The organism is Pseudomonas sp. LS-2 (assembly GCF_003605735.1).
Classification (GTDB): Bacteria; Pseudomonadota; Gammaproteobacteria; order Pseudomonadales; family Pseudomonadaceae; genus Aquipseudomonas.
The window spans coordinates 73,512-95,831 of record NZ_QXTJ01000024.1 but is presented as its reverse complement, the minus strand read 5'-3'; the positions used below and the strand labels follow the sequence as shown (position 1 = coordinate 95,831).

General features: G+C 63.9%; 8 protein-coding genes and 2 pseudogenes. 7 read left to right on the top strand and 3 right to left on the bottom strand.

The genetic code is table 11. The annotated features are described in order from the left end of the window. Positions 1 to 151: 151 nt before the first annotated feature. From D3M70_RS14655 to D3M70_RS14635, 5 genes and pseudogenes are all read left to right on the top strand, one after another. Positions 152 to 4,811: pseudogene (locus D3M70_RS14655) on the top strand (Ig-like domain-containing protein); the annotation flags it as partial. A 28-nt stretch (positions 4,812 to 4,839) separates the two neighbouring features. Continuing rightward, positions 4,840 to 12,891, top strand: a pseudogene (locus D3M70_RS14650) (BapA/Bap/LapF family large adhesin); the annotation flags it as partial. A 69-nt stretch (positions 12,892 to 12,960) separates the two neighbouring features. Continuing rightward, a complete protein-coding gene (locus D3M70_RS14645; RefSeq protein ID WP_120126464.1) occupies positions 12,961 to 14,382 on the top strand; it encodes a TolC family outer membrane protein in 1,422 nt (473 codons plus the stop codon). Beyond that, positions 14,379 to 16,547: a type I secretion system permease/ATPase gene (locus D3M70_RS14640; RefSeq protein WP_120126463.1), complete on the top strand. Its 2,169-nt coding sequence runs from the start codon at positions 14,379 to 14,381 to the stop codon at positions 16,545 to 16,547. Before D3M70_RS14645 ends, D3M70_RS14640 begins: the two co-directional genes overlap by 4 nt. Further along, positions 16,544 to 17,752 (top strand): HlyD family efflux transporter periplasmic adaptor subunit, encoded by a 1,209-nt coding sequence (locus D3M70_RS14635; protein ID WP_120126462.1) that lies wholly within the window; start codon positions 16,544 to 16,546, stop codon positions 17,750 to 17,752. Before D3M70_RS14640 ends, D3M70_RS14635 begins: the two co-directional genes overlap by 4 nt. Before the next feature lie 35 nt (positions 17,753 to 17,787). Here the strand turns inward: D3M70_RS14635 and D3M70_RS14630 are convergent, their stop codons facing one another. The 3 genes from D3M70_RS14630 to D3M70_RS14620 all read right to left on the bottom strand — a co-directional run bounded on the left by D3M70_RS14630 (position 17,788) and on the right by D3M70_RS14620 (position 20,225). Continuing rightward, positions 17,788 to 18,384, bottom strand: a complete 597-nt coding sequence (locus D3M70_RS14630) for a trypsin-like peptidase domain-containing protein (protein WP_120126461.1) — start codon at positions 18,382 to 18,384, stop codon at positions 17,788 to 17,790. Positions 18,385 to 18,842: 458 nt separating this feature from the next. Next, entirely contained in the window at positions 18,843 to 19,394 is a 552-nt protein-coding gene (locus D3M70_RS14625; RefSeq protein WP_120126460.1) for an AAA family ATPase, read from the bottom strand. Between the two features lie 276 nt (positions 19,395 to 19,670). Continuing rightward, positions 19,671 to 20,225, bottom strand: a complete 555-nt coding sequence (locus tag D3M70_RS14620) for a GNAT family N-acetyltransferase (protein WP_120126459.1) — start codon at positions 20,223 to 20,225, stop codon at positions 19,671 to 19,673. A 190-nt stretch (positions 20,226 to 20,415) separates the two neighbouring features. Between D3M70_RS14620 and D3M70_RS14615 the strand changes: the two genes are divergently transcribed. Beyond that, the gene (locus D3M70_RS14615; protein WP_120126458.1) at positions 20,416 to 21,390 is read left to right on the top strand and encodes an aliphatic sulfonate ABC transporter substrate-binding protein; all 975 of its coding nucleotides are present in this window, start codon (positions 20,416 to 20,418) and stop codon (positions 21,388 to 21,390) included. A gap of 54 nt (positions 21,391 to 21,444) precedes the next feature. Beyond that, positions 21,445 to 22,317 (top strand): ectoine/hydroxyectoine ABC transporter substrate-binding protein EhuB, encoded by an 873-nt coding sequence (ehuB, locus tag D3M70_RS14610; protein ID WP_120126457.1) that lies wholly within the window; start codon positions 21,445 to 21,447, stop codon positions 22,315 to 22,317. Positions 22,318 to 22,320 lie beyond the last annotated feature (3 nt).

Genomic DNA, 22,320 nt, shown 5'->3' with positions numbered 1-22,320 from the left:
ATCCAATCTAGATTTCTAACTCAAACGGATTACCGCAAACGAATGACGAATCTTCTGCTTTCTGGCGAGACCGCAACGGTTGGACCAGTTGAATTTCTCGGAATGACGGTGCGGTGCGTGTCTGCAGAAGCTAAGAAAAGGGACTGGCCAGATGGACAACATCGTCGTCGCCGACAAAGCAACCTCTCAACTCACTGCTAAAACCTGGGGTGACTTCGCCCTCAATCAGCCTGCCGTCGTGCAGATGCCCGTCGCCCCCGACCGGGTGGCGTCGGTCAGCCGCAGCGGCCAGGACCTGGTGATCAACCTCAAAGGTGGAGAGCAGATCAAGGTCGCCAATTTCTTCAACACCGGACCCGATGGCGTGACCAGCGACATGGTGTTCCAGGGTGAAGATGGGACGCTTTGGCAGGCGCAGTACGACGCCGGATCGTTTAACGGTTTCACCTTCGATGAAGTGTCGTCCATCGACGAACTGATCGCCGGCGCGGGTGTGGTCGGTAGCGCGACCCCGGCCTGGGCGATTGCCGGCCTGGGCCTGCTCGGTGCAGGCGGCGCTGCTGCAGCGTCAGGATCGGGCGGTGGCGGCGGTGGTGGTGGCGGCGGCGGTTCAGCCGATACGACGGCACCCGACACCCCGACCGGATTGACGCTGTCCGCCGACGGCCTGGGATTGAGCGGCCTCGGTGAAGCGGGCAGCGTGGTGACGGTGCGCGACGCGGCGGGCAATGTGCTGGGCTCTGCGACGGTGGGCAGCGACGGGCGCTTTCAAGTGGTCCTCAACAGCCCGCAAACCAATGGCGAAACCCTCGGCGTGACACTGACCGATGCGGCAGGCAATGTCTCGGCACCGGGGTCGCTGATCGCAGCCGACACCACGGCGCCCGGCACGCCGGGCAATCTTGCGCTGTCCGCCGACGGCCAGTCCCTGATCGGGACCGGTGAGGCTGGCAGCACCGTGACCATCCGCGATGCCGCGGGCAATGTGCTGGGCACTGCGGTGGTCGGCAGCGACGGGACCTTCCAGGCCACTCTGTCGGTTCCTCAGACCAACGGCCAAACCCTGGGCGTCACGCTGACCGATGCGGCAGGCAATGTCTCGGCACCGGGTTCGCTGACCGCAGCCGACACCACGGCACCCGGCACGCCCGGCAACCTGGCCGTCAACGCAGACGGCACCGCGCTGACCGGCAACGGCGAAGCAGGCGCCACCATCGAGGTGCGCGCCGCCGACGGTACATTACTGGGCAGCGTTGTCGTGGCCGCAGATGGCACTTTCAACCTGACGCTCAATCCGCCGCAGATCGATGGCCAGGCACTGTCGGTCACCGCCACCGACGCGGCGGGCAACACATCGGCGCCGGCTCAGGCGCAGGCACCCGATATCGATGTGGGCCAACCCGGCGGCGATGTCACGCCGCCTTCGGCACCGACGTCCGTGGCAATCAGTGGCAGTGGCTCGCTGATCACCGGTCGCGGCGAAGCAGGCAGTACGGTCAACGTGATCGATGCCAACGGCACGCTGCTCGGCAGCGCAGTGGTCGGTGCTGACGGGCTGTTCAGCGTGGCGATCAACCCGCCGCAAAACGCCGGCCAGTCCTTGCAGATCACGCTTACCGACCCGGCCGGCAACACGTCGGACAACGTTCAGGTTCAGGCACCTGACACCACGCCGCCTGCGCAACCCAGCGGTCTCGCGGTTTCAGCGGACGGCCTGACCCTGACCGGCGTCGCCGAACCCGGTTCGCGCATTCTGGTGCGCGACGCAGCCGGGAACGTGATCGGATCAGCGCGTGCCGGTCTGGACGGCACGTTCAGCGTCACCCTGGCGAGCGCCCAGCTCAATGGTGAACACCTTGACGTCAGTTCCACCGACGCAGGCAACAACAGCGCGTCGACCGCGCTCACCGCGCCCGACACCACCGCACCGACGCCGGTCAGCGATGTAGTCATCAGCGCCAATGGCACGCAGTTGTCCGGTAAAGGCGAAATCGGCGCGACGGTGACCGTCGTCAACGCCAGCGGCGCCGTAATCGGCACTGCAGTTGTCGGCGCCAACGGGACTTTCCTGATTACCCTGACCACCGCCCCGACCTCCGGCGAACAACTGGCGGTCACGCAAACCGACGCTGCGGGCAACCCCTCTCCCGCGCTGGGTGTGACTGCGCCTGACGCAGCGGGCCCTGCGACCCCAGGCAATGTGGTGGTGGATGGAAGCGGTACTCAGTTGACCGGCACCGGGACGGCCGGATCGCTGATCGAAGTGCGAGACGCCAACGGCACCCTGCTCGGCAGCGCAGTGGTCGGCAACGACGGTACGTTTACCGTGGTCCTCAACCCGCCTCAGGCCAACGGCGAAGTGATCGACGTGATAGCGGTGGACGGCAACGGCGAGAGCTCGGTGAGCGTGCCGGTGGTCGCTCCCGACATCACCGGCCCTACCGCCGTGACGGATCTTGCGGTGGCCAACAATGGCCTGTCGGTGACCGGGCGTGGAGAGCCCGGCGCGACGGTCACCGTGACCGACGCCCAGGGCAATGTGCTCGGCAGCGCGGTGGTCTCGGACACCGGCGCGTTTTCGGTGACGCTTAACGCAGCGCAAATCAATGGTCAGTCGTTGCAGGTCCTGCAGACCGACGCTGCCGGCAACCCTTCGCCAGCGGCGCCGGTGGTGGCGTTCGATCTGGATGGCCCTCTGCAACCGGGTAACCTTGCGGTCAGCAGCGACGGCACCGTGCTCACCGGACAGGGTGAGGCCGGATCCAGAGTCACCGTCACCGATGCCAATGGCAACGTACTGGGCAGCGCCAGCGTGACCGCGGACGGCACGTTCAGCGTGACGTTGAGCAGTCCGCAGAACAACGGCCAGACGCTGCTGATCAATGCCAGCGATAACGCCGGCAATGCAGCCCCCGCCGTTTCCTTCACCACTCCCGATACCCTGGCGCCGGCGCCGCTGACCAATCTGGGCCTGGATGCTGCTGGCGTGGTGCTGACCGGTTCTGGCGAGCCTAACGCGACGGTCACTGTGCGCGACACCCTCGGCGCGGTCATTGGCACCGGCACGGTCGGCCTCGATGGCACCTTCTCCCTGAACCTGACGACTCCACAGACCGACGGCCAACAGGTACAGGTCACTCAGGCCGATGGCGCAGGCAATCAGTCGACCCCGGTGCCTGTTACCGCGCCGGACCTGAGCACCCCGGACCCGGTGACCAACGTCCTGGTATCGGCCAATGGCGCAGTCGTCACGGGCAATGGTCAGGTCGGCGCGACAGTCACCGTGACCGACCCCAACGGCACGCCGTTGGGCACCGCCGTGGTCGGCGACAACGGGCGCTTTGAAGTCACCCTTTCCCCGCCGCAAATAAACGGCCAGCTCTTGAGCGTGACCCAAGCGGACGGGGCCACCTCGCCCTCCGCAGCCACGCAGACCCCGGCACCGGACATTCAGGCACCCGACGCGCCGAGCGCCCTGGTATTGGACCCTGCGGGCAGCGTTCTGACCGGGCAAGCGGAACCTGGCGCAACGATCACCGTCCGCGATCAGAACAACGCCGTGATCGGCACCGCGATCGCCGACCCTGCCACCGGCCTCTTCCAGATCACGCTGACATCCCCGCAGAACGATGGGCAGACCCTCCAGGTCACCCAGACCGACCTGAGCGGTAATCTGTCGGCGCCCGCGCCGGTCCTCGCGCTGGACACCTCGGCGCCTGCCGCCCCGACCGGCGTTGGCGTCAGCGCCGATGGGTTCTATGTGTCAGGCAACGGCATCGCCGGCGACACCATCGAAGTGCGTGACGTCAACGGCGCGTTGCTTGGCACCGCCGTGGTCGCGCCGAACGGCAGCTTCACCGTCTCCCTGAGCACCCCGCAACAGAACGGCGAAGCGCTGAGCGTTACACAGACCGACGCCAGTCTCCTGCCCTCCTTGCCGATTCCGGTCAATGCACCGGACATCACGGCTCCGCCCGTGCCGAGCAACCTGCTGGTCGACCGCGATGGCGTCATGACCGGCACCACTGAACCCGGCGCTACCGTCCATGTGCTCGATGCCAACGGCACCGAGTTGGGCACGGCCATCGCTGGTCCCAACGGAAGCTTTACTTTTACGCTCCCGACAGGCCTCAATAACGGGGAACCGTTACAGGTCTTCGCGTCGGACGGCACCCATGATTCCGTGTCCGCCACCACCAACGCACCCGACACCACCAACCCGGTGCAAGTCGGCGACCTGGCGATCAGTCCTGACGGCACCACGGCTTCCGGCACTGGCGAACCTGGAACCACGATCACTATCAATGCGCCCGGCGGAGGCGTGATCGGAACTGGCGTGGTGGGCAACGATGGCGTGTTTGTCATCGGCCTCAACCCTCCGGCGGCCAGCGGCAGCAACAACACCGTGACCAGCATCGACAGCAGTGGCAACAGCTCCACACCCGTGCCGCTGCCAGAGCCTGACGGTACCCAAGTGGCAACCCCCACCGACCTTGCGGTCAGTAGCGACGGCTTCACGCTGACCGGCGCAGCTACGCCCGGCAGCACCGTGAGCGTGGCGGGCGCCGACGGTGTCAGCCTTGGCTCGGGGACGGTCAACAGCTTCGGTCGTTTCACCATCTTCATGCGCTTCGCGCAGTTGAACGCGCAGACCTTGCACGTCACCGCCACCGATGCCGACGGGCACAATTCGGTGCCGGGCACCGTGGTCGTCGCCGACGCCACCGCGCCGGACGCGCCGACCGATCTGGTCATCAGCGCCAACGGCAGCAACGTGTCGGGCAAGGGTGAAATCGGCGCAACCGTGACCANGTCGCCAGTAACGGCAACTTCAACGTCGTGCTGACGCCACCACAACTCAATCTGCAGGCACTGACCGCGACCCAAACCGACGCGATTGGCAACGTCTCGCAACCGGCCGGCATTGTTGCACCGGACCTGCAAGCGCCCGCTGCGGCCACGGGACTATCGATCAACGGCATCGGCACGGTCGTCAGTGGACAGGGTGAGCCGGGGGCGACGGTGACCGTTCGCGACGCCGCAGGTAACGTCGTCGGGACGGGGACGGTCGACCTGAGCGGTCAGTTCCAGGTCACCCTGCCCAACGCGCAAACCAGTGGCGCCGCGCTGCAAGTCACGCTCACCGACGCGGCGGGCAACACGTCGCCGCAAAGCAGCCTGAACACGGTGGATAGCACGCCACCGGCCGCCGTGCAGGATCTGCACGTCAGCGCCAATGGCGACACCCTCACCGGGATCGGCGAAGTCGGCGCGACCGTGCGTGTGACGGACACCAGCGGCACGTTGCTGGGCACCGGGGTCGTGGCGGCCAATGGCACGTTCACGGTAACCCTCGCGCCTGCGCCGAACAACGGTCAGACCCTGGACGTCAGCCAGACCGATGCTGCTGGAAACACGTCGCCATCGCAGACGGCACTGGCGCCGGACATCAGCCCACCCGCTGCCTTGACACAAGTGGTCGTCAATGCAGACGGCCTGACAGTGACCGGTCACGGCGAACCGGGGGCCACCGTTTCGGTGCGCAGTGTCGATGGCACGTTACTAGGCACCGGCCTGGTGAGCGCCAATGGCACGTTCAATCTCTCCCTCAATACTGCGCAGATCAACGCGCAGGTGCTGACCGTCACTCAAGAGGACCCACCGGGTAACGTCTCCACCGCCGTAACCGTGGTGGCCTCGGATCTGACCGCCCCTGACAGCCCGACGGCACTGACGCTCAGCAGCACCGGCCTGCAACTGTCGGGTAATGCTGAAGCGGGCAGTACCGTGACCGTGCGCGATGCTTCGGGCGGCGTCCTCGGCACCGCCACCGCCGCGACCAACGGCACATTCCAGGTCACCCTCACTACCGCGCAGGTCAACGGTCAGCCACTGACGGTCACCGCCAGCGACGCGGCGGGCAATGTCTCGGCCCCGGCGCCGTACACGGCGGGCGACACCACTGCGCCGCTGGCGGTCAGTAATCTGGCCGTTACCGCAGACGGCGCCTCGCTGGCCGGCCATGGTGAAGCGGGCGCCACGGTCGTGGTTCGCGATGCCAATGGCCTCCAGTTGGGAACCGCCACCGTCGGCGCCAACGGCAACTTCAGCCTGACCCTTACACCTGGGGCCGCAGCGGGCACCGTGCTCAGCGTGGTGCAGACCGACGGCGCCGGTAATGCCTCGCCGCTGGCATCCGTCACCGCACCGGGCAATCTGGCCGAGCCAGCACCGCTCAACCTTGCGTTGAGCGCGGACGGTCTGATCCTCACCGGTACGGCCACGGTGGGTAGCACGGTCAGTATTCGCAGCCCGTCCGGCACGCTGCTGGGCACGGCACTGGTCGGCAGCGACGGCACGTTCAGCGCCATACTGGGCACGGCGCAGCTCAATGGCGAACAGCTTTCGGCAACCGCGACGTCAAGCGATGGCATCAATTCACTGCCGACCGCCTACACCGCTGCCGACGTCACGGCCCCCGCCGCGCTCAGTAATCTGCTGCTGTCCGTGGATGGCACGTCGATCACGGGCAATGGCGAGGCAGGTTCAACCGTCACAGTCACGGGCGCGGGCGGGATTATTCTCGGCAACGCTCTGGTCTCGGCCAACGGCACGTTCACGCTGGCATTGAACGCACCCCAGATAGCGGGTCAGACCCTGACCCTGAGTCAGACGGACGCAGCGGGCAACGAGTCGACGACGCTTAACTTGCTGGCCAGGGATCTGATCGCGCCGGATGCACCGCTGGTAACCTCGGTCAGCAGCGACGGCAGCGTAGTCACCGGCACGGGTGAAGCAGGTGCGACGGTCAATGTGTACAACGCCGCCGGTGTGCTGCTGGGCACTGGCAGCGTACTGCTCGATGGCAGCTTCCAGATTACGCTGTCCACGCCGCAGACCAACGGCGAAGCGCTTGCGGTGAGCCTGACTGACGCCGCAGGAAATACCTCGACGGCCACCACCCTGCCCTCCGTCGACATCACTGCGCCCGCGCCGCTCACCCAACTGGGCATTTCCAGTGACGGCGCGACCTTGACCGGTCGAGGTGAAGCGGGCGCGACGGTCACGGTCAGCGACAGCGACGGCAACCCCTTGGGCAGCGTGCTCGTTGGCACCACCGGGACCTTCACCCTGGTATTGAATCCCGCGCTGACCAACGCCGAGGTGCTGACGCTGGTGCAGACTGACCTTGCGGGCAACGTATCGCCTGCCGTCAATCTCACCACGCCGGACTTCACGGCACCGGATCCACTGGCCAACGTCGATATCAATGACGCGGGCGCCGTGGTGACCGGCACCGGCGAGCCAGGGGCGACGGTTACCGTCAAAGACCCTGCCGGCGTGGTATTGGGCAGCTCGGTGGTACTGGCCGACGGTTCGTTCAGCGTCACGTTGAGCACACCGCAGATCAACAACGAAATCCTGAGCGTTCAACAGGCCGATCCGCCCGGCAACCTCAGTGTCGCCGTGCCGGTCACTGCGCCTGACTTGACCCCTCCGCCGGTCGCCACCAATTTGCTGTTCAACGGCGCCGGCGATGTCTTGAGTGGCAGTGGCGAGGTTGGCGCGCTAGTGCGCGTCACTCTCGCCAATGGCGACCAGATCGGCACCGGGGCCGTGGGCGCCGATGGCAACTTCCTGATAAACCTGACTGCGGCCCAGGCCAACGGCCAGCAGGTGTTCGTGGTGCTGACCGACCTGGCCGGCAATCCATCGGCTGCCGCTGTGACCCTCGGGCCGGATATCACGCCACCGGCTGCGGTGGCCAATCCCGTCATCGACGACGCGGGCAGTGTCGTCAGCGGCACCGGTGAGGCAGGCGCTACGGTTGTCGTCACCGATGCGGACGGTAACGTGCTCGGCACGGGTGTCGTCGGTGCGGGGGGCAACTTTTCCTTCGCCCTTGATCAACCCATGCTCAATGGCGAAGTGCTGACGTTCATTCAGCGCGATGCCAGCGGCAATCCGTCCACGCCTGCGTCCATTCCAGCGCCGGACGTCACCGCGCCCGCGTTGCCGGTCGTGACCAGCCTCGCCGGCGACGGTGTGACCATGACTGGCACCGGGGAAGCCGGAGCAACGGTACGCGTGTTCAGTGCCGCCGGTGCCGAACTGGGCTCGACCACCGTAAACGGCGACGGCACCTTCAACCTCACCCTGTCCACACCGCAATTGAACGGCGAAGTGCTCAACCTGACCCAGACCGACGTGGCCACTAACGTTTCCGGGACCACGACCTATCAGGCGGCCGACCTGATCGACCCGGCACAGGTGGACAACCTTGCCGTCAGTCTCAACGGCCTGATACTGACCGGTACCGGCGAGGCCAACGCCACGGTGACGGTGTCCTACCAAGGCGCCTCGCTGGGCACTGCGACCGTCGCTGCCGACGGCAGCTTCAGCGTCACGCTGTCGACGGCACAGTTGAATGGCGAGCTGCTGTCGGTGGTGCAAGTCGATGCCGGGACCAACGAGTCGACTCCGGTCACGGTCAACGCGCCAGACATCACTGCACCGGTGGATCCCGCCGTCACCAGCCTCACCGACGGCATTGCACTGACCGGGACCGCCGAAGCAGGCAGCACGGTCACCGTGACCTCAGCGACCGGCGTGCAACTGGGTACGACCACGGCACTGGACGACGGGACATTCGCCCTCAACCTGAACCCGGCGCAGACCAACGGCCAGACCCTCTCGATCGTCGCCACCGACGTTGCCGGCAACGCTTCGACGACCGTTCTGTATGACGTGCTGGATACCACCGACCCGGACGCCGTCACCAACCTCAGCATCAGCGCCGATTACACCCAGCTTGCCGGTCGCGGCGAAGTGGGCGCCACCGTGACGGTCAGCGTCGGCACCACACAAGTGGGCACGGCCATCGTGGGCGCCAATGGCACCTTCCTGGTCACGCTCACCGGGGTCACCGCCAATCAGGAGCTGACGGTGGTGCAGTCCGATGCGGCCCTCAACACATCGGCACCCGAGACCCTCACGGTTCCGGCGAGCCCGCCACCGGACGCGCCGAGCAATCTGGTGCTGGCGGCAGATGGCGTGACGCTGACCGGTAACGCGGCGGTTGGCACCACCATCACAGTGTACGGTCCGGATGGCGCCATATTGGGCAGCGGCCAGACTGGCGCAGGCGGTGTCTTCAACCTGACACTGACCACGCCGCAAACCAACGGCCAGACCCTGGATGTCACCGCGACGGCGGGCGACGTTTCTTCGGTGCCGACCGAGGTCCTCGCGGGCGACACCACCGCGCCGGTTCCGCTGACCGAACTTGCCATCAACGCCAGTGGCACGCTGGTCACCGGGCGTGGCGAAGTCGGTGCGACGGTCACTCTTTCGGCGGCCGATGGTACGCCGTTGGGCAGCGCGGTAGTGGGCGCCAACGGCACGTTCAGTGCGCAGCTGAACACCGCCCAGGTCAATGGTCAGACACTCAATGCAGTACAAACGGACACTGCTGGCAATGCTGCCGCGCCACAGCCTGTTCTGGCGCCGGACATCACCGCCCCCGACGCACCGACTGCGCTGGGGCTGGACCCGACGGGGGTCGTTCTCTCCGGGCGCGGTGAGGTCGGCGCCACCGTCAACGTGCGTAACGCCAGCGGGCAACTGCTGGGGACCGGAGCGGTGGGCAACGACGGGGTGTTCACAGTGACCCTGTCCGCGCCTCAGCTCAACGGCCAGACACTGAACGTCAGCCTGACCGACGCTGCACGCAACGTCTCGGCGAGCAGCCCATTCACCGCAGGCGACACCACCGCCCCTGGCGGTCTGAGCAATCTGGCCCTCAACGCCGGTGGCCTGCAACTGAGCGGTACCGGCGAACCCGGTGCAACGGTCAGCGTGACCAACGCGGCCGGCCAGGTCCTGGGCACTGCGGTGGTCGGAACCGGGGGCAGCTTCACCGTGCAATTGTCCGCAGCCCAGCTCAACGGTCAGGTGCTCAACGTTCAGCAGTCCGATGCGGCGGGCAATCCGTCGCCCATCTCGATCGTGACCGCCACCGACATTCAGGCGCCGACAGCCCCGACCGCAGCATTGGCAGCGAACGGGCTGACCGTAAGCGGCAGTGGCGAAGCTGGCGCGACGGTCAATGTCTACAGCGCTGGCGGCACATTGCTGGGCACCGGCACGGTCGGCAGTGGCGGCACCTTCAACTTCAACCTGACCTCTGCCGCACAGCTCGACGGCCAGCAATTGACCGTGCGTCTGGTCGATGGCGCGGGCAACGTCTCCGCGGCCGGTACGCTCACCGCGCCCGACACCACGCCCCCCATTGCGCCGGCGGCCGCCACGGTCAACGGCAGCGGCACGGTTTTGACGGGCACCGGTGTCGCAGGCTCGACCGTGACCGTGCGCAGTGCAACAGGCGTGGTGCTGGGCACGGCCACCGTCGCGGCCAACGGCAGTTTCTCGGTGGCGCTGTCCGCCGCGCAGATCGATAACCAGGTCCTGAGCGTGACTCAGGCGGACCCGGCCGGGAATGTCTCGACCGCGATCACTGCCACCGCGCCCGACCTCACTGCGCCAGTAGCGCCGAATACGCTGCTGGTCAGCGCTGACGGCCTAAGCGTCAGCGGCATTGGCGAAGCCGGCTCCACCGTGACCATCAAATCCGCCAGCGGAGCGGTTCTGGGCACCACCGTGGTCGGTGGCACCGGGGTTTTCAGCGTCGGCCTCAACGCGGCGCAGATCAACGGCGAAACGTTGTCGGTCAGCCTCACCGACATCCATGGCAACGTCTCGGTGGCCACCCCGGTCATTGCGCCGGACATCGACGCCAACGCGCCGGTGGTGGCGAGCGACAACCTGGCCACGGCCACGGTGGTCATCGCCCCGGTGAAGGTCACGCAGAACTTCGCCGACTCGTTCACCACGCTGCTGTCGGGCTTCTCGAAGACCTTTGCCTTCACCGTCGCCAGTGGCACCAGCGTCGATCCGACGCTCACGCTCACCACCGGGAGTCTGCTGTCCCTGCTCGACGGCGTGTCCTACACGCTGCAAGTCAAGAGCGCCAGCGGTGCCTGGGTCACCCTGGACGTCAATGGTAGCGGCGGTCTGCTTGACCTGGTGGCGATTGCCGGTCAGGGCGTGCGGGTCAACATCGGCGACCTGCTGAGCGGTGACTATCGCCTCACCGTCGCCAGTTCCGGCGTCGGTCTGCTGACCACCGTCACCACCAACCTGCAGCTGGATATCACCAGCCTGACGCAGTTCACCGGGACCGCCGGCGCTGCGGTAACCGGCAACTTGATCAACGATGTCGGCACCGACGGCCAAGTCGATCAGACCGGGCCCGATCACGGCGCCCTGCTGCAGATCCAGAAAAACGGCAGCTATGTGGCGGCCGGCAGCGGCACCACCGTGCAGGGCCTGTACGGCACACTGACCATCGACGCGAGCGGCAACTACAGCTACAAGCCCAACGGCAGCGTGAGCAGCGTCGGCAAGGTGGATGTCTTCAGTTATCAGCTGGTGCACGGCAACGGCATGAGCGACACCGCAACGTTGTACGTGCGCATCGACAGTCCGCAGGCCACGGAGATCTGGAGCAACAGCAATCTGGCCAGTCCTGCGTTGCTGGTGGACGCCACCAACGACATCGCCCACACGGGCATCACACTGGTCAACCAGGAGGTCACCACCAACTCAACGCTCGGCAGCTTCGGCCTGGTGCTCGGTAACGGCAGCGGGACCTACACCACCAGTGTGGCGGCCGGTACGGTCAGCGACCTGACCGTGGTCGTCAACTCCGCCAACCTTCTGAGCCTGCTGGGCGGGATGACCGTCAGCCTGTACAAGCTCAACACCACCACCGGTCAATACGTATTGGTGAAAAGCTACGGGGGCGGCTCGTTGCTGAACCTGGGGGGCGGCAATTACGGCATCAACTTCGACGACCAGACCTCCGGCAGCTATCAGGTGAAAGTCGCTGTGGGCGGGCTCGGGCTGCTGGGTACGGTCAACACCAGCCTGATCAACGCGGCGACCTACACCAACCAGTTCGTGGTCGGCAGTTACACCCCGGTGGTCGGCAATCTGCTGACCGACACCGCAGGCGCGGGCGCCGACGTGCTGGGCTCGGCCTACACGGTGCTCAGCGTGCAACAGGCCGGCACCTTCGTGACGCCGGGCTACAACGGCACCACCGTCGCCGGCACCTACGGCTCGCTGCTGGTGCATGCCGATGGCAGCTACACCTACACCCTCAATCCGGGCCAGACCAACGCGGTCATCGGTCATCAGGAGCAGTTCACCTATCAATTGACCCATCCCAATGGCACCACCGACACCGCGACCCTGACGGTCAGTCTGGATCAGGCCGGTGCGGTCGCCACCACGTCCTTCGCCGCGCTTTCCAGCGTCGAGGATCACAGCGCCGCGTCATTAACGAGCGTGGCCGCTGGCACCACCGAGCTGATCCAGGGCACCGCCGGCAACGACACGCTGGACGGGTCCCATGGCGGTGCGGTGTCGCTGCAAGGCGGCGCAGGCAACGACACGTTGATCATCAGCGATCAGCATTTCGCCGCGGTGGATGGTGGCACCGGCACCGACACGCTGCTCTGGGCCGGGGGCGATGCGGCGATCAATCTGGGCGACCTGCAAAGCCGGATTCACAACATCGAGGTGCTGGACCTGAACCACACCAGCGCGGTTTCGTTGACCGTCAGCCTGGCGGATCTGGTCGCCATTACCTCACCTGACAACAGCACGCTGCTGATCAAGGGCGACAGCAAAGACAGCGTCCACATGACCGATGCCTGGGCCGCAGATGGCACCCACCAGGCGGGCGGAATCGACTATACCCAATACACACCGCAGGAGGATCCGAGTCACCATTTGTGGGTACAGAACGGCATTCAGGTTGTTTGACAGACAGGGAAGTCTGACTTCGGTCAGTAAGGAAACCATGTGAAGTGTGTACGCCGTCACCCATGGCCGATGGTCCTGTTGACCATCGGCTTGCACCAAGCGATCAACCTGCCCGTGTCGGCAGACGAATACATTGACCCGGGGCTGCGCAGCATCAGCCCTACAAAACTGCAGCACCCGCCGGGCGACTCGAAGCGCAAGCCCCGCAGCGACCGCACTCCCGTTGCCCCCGTGCCGGGCAAGGAGGATGCGCAAACCCTGGGGCTGGAACAGGCCGTCCGGCTCGCGGTGGACTGGCACCCGAGCATCAGCGAAGCCATCGGCACCCTGTACCAACAGGCCGAAGGCATCAACGTTGCCGAGGCCGGTTACTACCCGCAAATCGCGGGGGGCATCAAGGGGGGCTACAACAGCGGTAACGGCAGCGATGCGAGCAGCCAGTCGGTGAGCATTTCCCTGAAGCAGATGCTGTACGACTTCGGCAAGGTGTCGAATTCGGTCGAAGCCGCCAGAGCCAAGGCGGCGCGCAGTCAGGCAAGTATCTTGCTGGCCATCGATCAGGTCAGTCGCGACACGGCCTTTGCCTATATCGAAGTGCAGCGGTATCAGCGCCTGATCGAGATCGCCCGGCAGCAGATTCAAGGCATTGGCGGCATTGTCGATCTGGCCAGACAACGCAGCGACATGGGCGCAAGCACGCGCTCCGATGTGGTTCAGGCCCAGTCCCGCGCCGAGGGTGGCATGGCGACCCTTCAGGAGTACAAAGCGCAATATGCACGCTGGCAAGCGACGCTGGGCAACCTGCTCGGCCGGCAGACTTCGCCGCAAGTGAGCGAAGGCTTTCCCGATGCATTGAATCAGTCCTGCAACGCTCCGGTAATCACCGATGCACTGCCCGCCGTGTTGCAAGCCGCCGCGCAACGCACCCAGGCTCAGGCCGAACTGGCGCAAGCCAAGGCCGAGGCTTACCCGACCCTGTCGCTGGAGCCCTCGTTCAATCAGTACCTGGACGACAATTACGACAGTCAGAACCCGGCCATCGACCGCACTCAAGTGGGGATTTTCCTCAACCTCGAGGTGCCGATCTATCAGGGTGGCGCCATCAGTGCCCGCAGTCGCGCCGCGAGTTATGCGCTGACCGCCGCCGACTCCGCTGAAGACGCCGCTCGCCTGCAAGCCCGGCAAGGCTTGAGCGAATCCCAGGCCCAGACGTCGGGCCTGACGCGCCGCCTCAACTCACTGGAGTTCCGCGAAACCACCATCACCGAAGCCCGTGAACTGTATGGGCGGCAATACCTGGAACTGGGCACGCGTCCGTTGCTGGACCTGCTCAATGCCGAGCAGGAAATTCACCAGTCGCGCTTCGATCTGGCGAACACCCAGGCCGACCTGCACCGACTGCAAATCGATTGCCTCTACAACAGCGGTGCATTGCGCCGTGCGTTCGGCATCGATCACAGCACCATCCAGCATGTGGAGATCCTGCCATGACCGATCCCATCGTCATCGCTCATGAACCTGCCAGCGCCGATGCGGCCCGGCAGGACTACTCCCCTTGGCTTGAGGCAGTGTTGAAAGTGGCGCGACACTACCGGCTGGATGTATCGCCGGAAAGCGTGCGTCTGGCCTCGGTGCACAGCCAGGGCCGGGTCGAAGAAGTGGTCCGGCACATGGCGCGTCAAGCGGGTCTGAGCGTCAAATTCGCCGATTACGACCACAAAAGTCTGAGCCGCTGGCGCACCCCGCTGCTGGTGCAGATGCAGGACGGTCAGGTCGGGGTGATCGAAAGCGTCGGCGAACAGGGCGAGCTGGGCATCGCCTACAGTGGCGATCAGGGCCTGCAAAGCCGCATCGAACCGGCGACCCTGGCCGCCCAGGCCGTGCGCACCGTGATTCTGCGGCCGATCCAGCCGCTCAGCGATGTGCGCACCAACGACTACATCAAGCCCTATGACGAACACTGGTTCCGGCGCATCGTCCTCAGCGATCTGCGTCCCTACAGCCAAGTGATGATCGCCTCGCTGGTGGCAAACCTGCTGGGCATGGCGGGCGTGCTGTTCTCGATGCAGGTCTACGACCGGGTGATTCCCGCCGAATCGCTGCCCACCCTGTATGTGCTGTTCGGCGGCGTGATGCTGGCGCTGCTGTTCGATTTCGTGATGCGCATCATGCGCCTGCGCATCACTGACATTCTCGGCAAACGCGCCGACCTGCGGGTGTCCGATCTGGTGTTCGGTCATGCCCTGCGCCTGCGCAATTCGGTGCGCCCCAAATCCACGGGCTCGTTCATCTCGCAGTTGCGGGAACTGGAGCAGATCCGCGACCTGATCACCTCCAGCACCGCAACGGCGCTGGCCGACATGCCGTTCTTCTTTCTGTTTCTGGTGGTCTTCTATCTCATCGGCGGGCCATTGGTGCTAATTCCCCTGCTGGCCCTGGTCGCCATGGTCCTGCCCGGCATCCTCGCCCAGCGGCGCCTGGCCCGCCTTGCCAACGAGTCCATGCGCGAAGCGGCGCTGCGCAACGCCATGCTCGTGGAAAGCATTCAGGGCCTGGACGATATCAAAGCGTTGCAGGCCGAACAGCGCTTTCAGCAGCAGTGGAACCACTACAACGCCGCTTCGGCCGACAGCAGTCTGCGTCTGCGAACCTTGACCAACAGCCTGGTGACCTGGACCCAGAACGTTCAGGGCGGTGTGTTCGCGATCGTTATCGTGTTCGGTGCGCCCATGGTGATCGCCGGCGACCTGACCACCGGCAGCCTGGTCGCAGCGTCAATCCTGTCTTCGCGGATGATGGGGCCGATGGCGCAACTGACCCACGTGCTGACCCGCTGGCAGCAGGCCAAGGTCGCGTTGCAGGGGCTGAACCGGATCATGCAGATGCCGGTGGACCATCCCGAAGGCAGTCAGCGTGTGCATCTGCCAGCGATTCGCGGGGATTACCGCCTGCATCAGGCGGGGTTTCGCTACAGCGAAGAATCGTCGCCTGCGTTGAGCAACATCGACCTGAAAATACGACCGGGCGAACGCATCGCCATTCTCGGTCGCAACGGTGCCGGTAAATCCACGCTGTTGCAGGCGCTGGCCGGGGCCATGGACCTGAGCACCGGTGAGACCACACTGGACGGCATCGCCCTCGCCCACATCGATCCTGCCGATCTGCGCCGGGACGTCGGCCTGATGTCACAGCAGGCGCGACTGTTTCACGGCACCCTGCGCGACAACATCACCTTGGGCGCGGGCCAGGCCAGCGATCAGGAAATCATTGCCGCGCTGGCGGTTACGGGCGCGCTGGATTTCGTGCGGCAGATGCCCAAGGGCATGGATCATCTGATTCTCGAAGGCGGCCTCGGCCTGTCGGGCGGTCAGCGTCAGAGCCTGTTGCTCTCGCGCCTGTTGATCCGCCAGCCACAGGTGCTGTTGCTGGATGAGCCGACCGCTTCGCTGGACGACATCACCGAGCGCCTGCTCCTGGAAAAACTCGCCAGTTGGTGCCAGGGACGCACGCTGGTCGTCGCCACTCACCGGGTCAGTGTGCTGCAACTGGTCGAGCGCATCATCGTGCTGGACAACGGCAGGATCGTGATCGATGACCACCGGGAAGCCGCCCTGGCGCGGCTGCGTCAGCCCCATGCGCAAGGAGCCCGGTCATGAAAGCGTTGACGGTCGATCACACACCGCGCCTGCCCGATCAGATCACCTATCTGGACGGACGCGACGAGCGCAGCATCACCGGCGGCATTCGGGTCATCTGGGCCTGCGCGCTGATGATCGCCTGCTTTCTGGCCTGGGCTGCGTGGTTCGAGGTGGTGGAAGTGTCCACCGGCACGGGCAAGGTCGTGCCCAGTTCACGGGAACAGGTGATCCAGTCCATGGAGGGCGGCATCATCAAGGAAATGAACGTGACCGAAGGCTCGCTCGTCGAACGCGGCCAGGTGCTGGCGCAACTCGATGCAGTGAAGACCGAATCCAACGTCGGCGAGAGTGAAGCCAAATACCGGGCGGCGCTGGCGAGCGTCAACCGGCTGCAAGCCGAGGTCAGCGAAAAGCCATTGGCCTTCGACCCATCACTGAGCAAATACCCCGAGCTGGTGCGCGCCGAAACCGAGCTGTACACCACCCGTCGCAAGGGCCTGCAGGAAACCCTCGAGGGCATTCAAAGCTCGTTGAAACTGGTGCGCAGCGAGCTGGAAATCACCGAAAACCTGGCAAAGATCGGCGCTTCGAGCCGCGTTGAAGTGCTGCGCCTGAATCGCCAGCGTTCGGAGCTGGAACTCAAGGCCACCGAAGCCCGTTCCGATTACATGGTCCGGGCGCGGGAGGATCTGGCCAAGGCCAACGCCGAAGCGCAGATGCTGGTGGCGGTGATTCGCGGTCGCAACGACTCGCTGTCGCGTCTGACCCTACACTCCCCTGTGCGCGGCATCGTCAAGGACATCGAGGTCACCACCATCGGCGGTGTGGTGCCGCCCAACGGGAAACTGATGCAGATCGTGCCGCTGGACGAACAACTGCTGATCGAAGCGCGCATTTCACCCCGCGACATCGCGTTCATCCACCCGGATCAGGAAGCCAAGGTCAAGATCACCGCCTATGACTACTCCATCTACGGCAGTCTCGACGGCAAGGTGGTGACCATTTCGCCGGACACCATTCAGGATGAAGTCAAACCGGAGATCTTCTACTACCGCGTGTACATTCGCACCGACTCGGACGTGCTGCGCAACAAGGCCGGCAAGACCTTCGCCATCGTGCCCGGCATGATCGCCACCGTGGACATCCGCACCGGGCAGAAGACTGTGCTCGACTACCTGATCAAACCCCTGAACCGCGCCCGCGAAGCCTTGCGCGAGCGTTGATGGGGAATGTTCATAGCATGCGCTCAGAGCGCTGATCAGCGGCTGGCGAGATGGGACTCTGCCGGCGTTACCGGCCTGGACTGGGCCAGGTAGCGACCCCATTCGCGGCTGATCTCGGCATAGGGCAGAAAAATGCTGACCCGTGGCTGACTGGCGAGGTCCGGACGCTTGAGCGCGGCCAGATCGCTGGACGTCAGGAACGCCACGGTGATCCCCACCACTTTGCCGTCGTCGGCGAACACCGGCCCGCCGGACATGCCCTTGGCCACCGGACCGTCGTGGGTGCCGTACAGCACGTTGCCTTCTTTGCTGTCCAGACGGACCATCGCCGGCAAGGTGTGACCGCTGCCCTTGACTGACATATAGAGCGAGTTGTAACCCACTGCTGTCACGGCTTCGCCGGGCTGATAGGCACGCCACAGCGGTGCGCCGTTAGCCTTGTGCTTGAAGAATTGGACGTCCGCCCGGCCCTGATAGACAGCGCCGGAAAGGTAGGGAATGTGCTTGACGGTAACCGCGTAATCTTCGTTCCACTGCACCGCGGTCCCCATCAACATGAAGGGAAGCGGACCGCCGGAATGGACGACGAACGCTTGGTCGTAAACTGGATCCTGGGTAAAAGCGACTGGCATTCCATTGCACCCGCTGAGCAGCACTGAGGCCGCAACAAGTGACTTTAGGGGACGCATTCTGCACACAGAGAGGAAGTTGAAGACGGCGCAAATATGTCATTGAGCCATTACTTCATCAATAGGCTGAAACTACCACTTNTGTCCGATCACCACGCACTGGGATTTTTGGTGACAGGCAACCCACCGAGAGCCTGCCCCTCCAATATTTATCGACTTATCACCGATTAAAGACGCATATGCCAGCTAATGCATTAACATTCGACGACGATATCGATCGTTGCGGCGAGTCGTTCACGTACGGCCGGCGTGCTGGGGGAATGACCTCGCTCACGATTGCTTTTTTCACATACACCGCGTCTGGCGGGTTGGCTACTGCTGCGCAGCAGATCGCGAGCAAGCTTGCTCCTACGGCCTTCGGTCAGAATCAAAAGCCACAGCAGCCCCGCACGATTGCTACATCAGGGCAAACTCGCTAGCGGGTCGACTTCCTGCACCCAGACAAACCCTTCCTCTACGACCGGGGCTTCAAGCATGCCGAATACGCTCCTCACAGCGTCCTCAGGCACCCTTTTGTCCGCGCTGCGGCTGGCATTGCGCGACAACGCCACATCAAGGGCAGCCTTGACGAAAATCGCGATGACCGGCGCGCCATGGGCGCGGGTAATCTCAAGCAACCTTTCCCGATGGCGCCGCGCAGGCAACGCTGCATCGAACACAACTGCACGCGGGCCCAGCCTGCCAAGGTTCTCCGACACCCAGCGAGACTTGCCTGCGCCCTGCACGCCCATCACCAGATAGACATGAACGCCATCCTCGGGCCGTGCCAGTTCGGCGCTTAGACGCTCATAGGCCTGCGCCCATGCCTGGCCGCTGCGCTCAGGGGTGAACTCGCGGCCGAATTCCGTCTCCAGGTAGTCATCAGGATTGATGACCACTGGGGCGCCAGCAGCATCACCATCAAGATCGAAAGGTGTGAAAGCGAGCGATGAATCAAAACGACTTTCCGTCATGGAACAAGGTTCCTTCTTCTGTTGCTGCACTGCGTCGACGAGAATTGGCAGGACTATCTGTGCAGAATTGACGGTTAACTGCCTTTGCACTGTTGCCGCTTCAACACTTGAAAGACGTTCACCTCAGTAAACCCAGCGGCCTGATCAACCCCGCCAGCCTCTCCGGAACCCACGGAGAATCCGCCGAAAAGCTCGCGCTGTAAGACGCAGATCGCGAGAGGACGGATGTGCGGATTGGACATGGGCTGAATTCCATAGATTCAGGTGCGCGCGTACTCACGTGCAAACATCAAGCCTTGCCCAATCTTCCTGCCGCAGTTCCCAGATTTCCTTGTTCATTCGACCACTGACGAACTCACCTTCAGTCACCTCGACCAAACGCATACCTTCTCGCTCCGATACTCGCCTTGAGGCCGCGTTTCCGACAGCCTTGGGAACTTGCATGACAGGCCGGTCCAGGGTGTCGAACCAATAACGGTTAATGACCTTGCAGGCCTCCTGCATATAGCCACGCCCTTGCCACGCAGGCGAGAGCCAGAAGCCGCGATGATTACCCGGCTGGTCGTACAGGCAGATACTGCCGATGCGTTGATCGGGATTGTCCGCGAGCCGAATCATCCAGTGCCATTCCTTGCCCAGGCGGACCGCAGGCAATACGTGCTCGTGAACATACTGCTCCGCGCCATCATCCGGGTATGGCCAAGGCACCCGGCTATCGAGGTAGCGCACCACATCCCAGTGGGGAAAAAGTTGCTGAATGGCAGGGATATCGGCCTCTACCAGAGGCGTAAGAAGAAGACGTTTTGTGTGAAAGGACGGAATCCTGTCCATGGTGCAGCCTCCATGAAGTAAGAACAAACGCCTTACGATCATCTATCTGGCGTCTGCAGATGGCAAGCGCCTGGGCATCACACGCCCTGCATAAGCTAATAACCATAAGGTATTTAAATAATATTTTTTAGAACTCTATGATCGATGGCTTCGCGCCAGCGCCTGTTCACCTTTGATCGAAGAGTCCAAGATGCCCAACGCCTATAAAAATCCGGTAAAGCCCCGTCGCCACTCATTGCTTGCAGGCCTGGCAATCGCCCTCGCCTGCACCCTCGCCATCCCTGCGCAGGCCCGTGAAACAGTGCGCATTGGCTATCAGAAATCCTCGACACTCATCACTTTGCTGAAAGCACAGGGCACCCTGGAACAGGCCTTGGGCAAAGACAACATCGACATCAGTTGGCATGAATTTCCAAGCGGGCTGCCGCTGCTGGAAGCGCTGAATATCGGCAACGTCGACATCAGTGCTGACGTGGCCGACACCGTGCCGATCTTCGCTCAGGCGGCGCAGGCCAAACTCACTTACTTCGCCGAAGAGTCTCCCTCTCCCAGCGCGCAGGCCATCGTGGTCGCCAAGGAATCACCGATTCAACAGCTGAGCGATCTGAAAGGCAAGAAGATCGCCGTGACCAAAGCGGCAGGCACTCACTACCTGCTGATCGCCGCGCTGAACAAGGCCGGTCTGACCTTCGCAGACATCCAGCCCGCTTACCTCACACCTGCCGACGGCCGTGCCGCGTTCGAGAACGGCAAGGTCGATGCGTGGGTGACCTGGGAACCCTTCCTCACCAGCGTTCAGCGCCAACTGCCGACGCGCACTCTCACCGATGGCGCGGGTCTGGCCAGCTACAAACGCTATTACCTGACCAGCACAGCCTACGCCAGCGCCCACCCGCAAGTGCTGAAACTGGTCTATCAGCAATTGCAGCAAGCGGGCAGCTGGATCAAGAAAAACCCGCGGGATGCTGCCGCAGTACTCGGCCCACTGTGGGGCAATCTCGATGTGGAAACCGTCGAGTCGGCCAACGCCCATCGCAGCTATCAGGTCGAAGCAGTCAAGGCGGATCAGTTAGGCGAACAGCAGAAAATCGCCGATGCCTTCTTCGCCGCGGGCCTGCTGCCCAAAGCGGTCGATGCCAAGGATGTCGGGATCTGGAAGCCCTGAATGTCGGTATCCATCCCCCCAAAAATTATCCCGCCACTACGTTGAGCATCGTTCATGAAAGGCCTTAAACCTCTATCGCTGTCAGCTTTACTCGGATCCGCCGTGCTGTTGAACGCGCTGTTTGCGTCGTCCGCGATAGCCGGACTGCTGGAAAAGGGCCGTACCCAGGGCCTGACCGCCGGGATTGCCAACGAACAGCCTTACGCCTACATCGACACCCAAGGCAAAACGGTCGGCGCCAACGTCGAGATCCTTCAGGCGATTCTGAAAAACCTGGGCATCAACAAAATCGAAACGCCCATCACCGAATTCGGCTCGCTGGTGCCGGGACTGGCGGCCGGGCGTTTCGATCTGATCGGGGCCGGGCTGTTCATCAATCCGGCGCGTTGCAAGGTGATCGGTTATTCCAACCCGGTCACCCGCTCCGGCGGCGCGTTCATCGTCAAGGCCGGCAACCCGCTGAAGCTGCACAGCCTCAAAGACGTCGCGGCCAACGGCAAGGCGCGCCTGGCGACTCAGCCGGGCAGCAACCAGGTGCAGGAAGCCAAGGACAGCGGTATCGCCACCGGCAACGTCGTGCTTTTCGACAAGGACACCGAAGCGCTGGCCGCCCTTGAGGCTGATCGTGTCGACGTGGTGTATTTCCCGGACGCAGAGATCATCAGCCTGGTGAAGAAGGCCAATGGCCCGACCATCGAACGCGCCCTGCCGTTCGACCAGATCCCGGACGCCGAAGGCAAACCGACCTGGAACTACCACGCCTATGGCCTGCCGAAAAACGACCCTGAATTCACTCAGGCCTTCAACCAGGAGCTGGCCAAACTGCGGGCTTCCGGCGAGCTATTGAAGATCCTGCAGAAGTACGGCTACACCGAGAACGAATTGCCACCGGCGGATATCACTGCCGAGCAGCGCTGCAACCGCTAAACC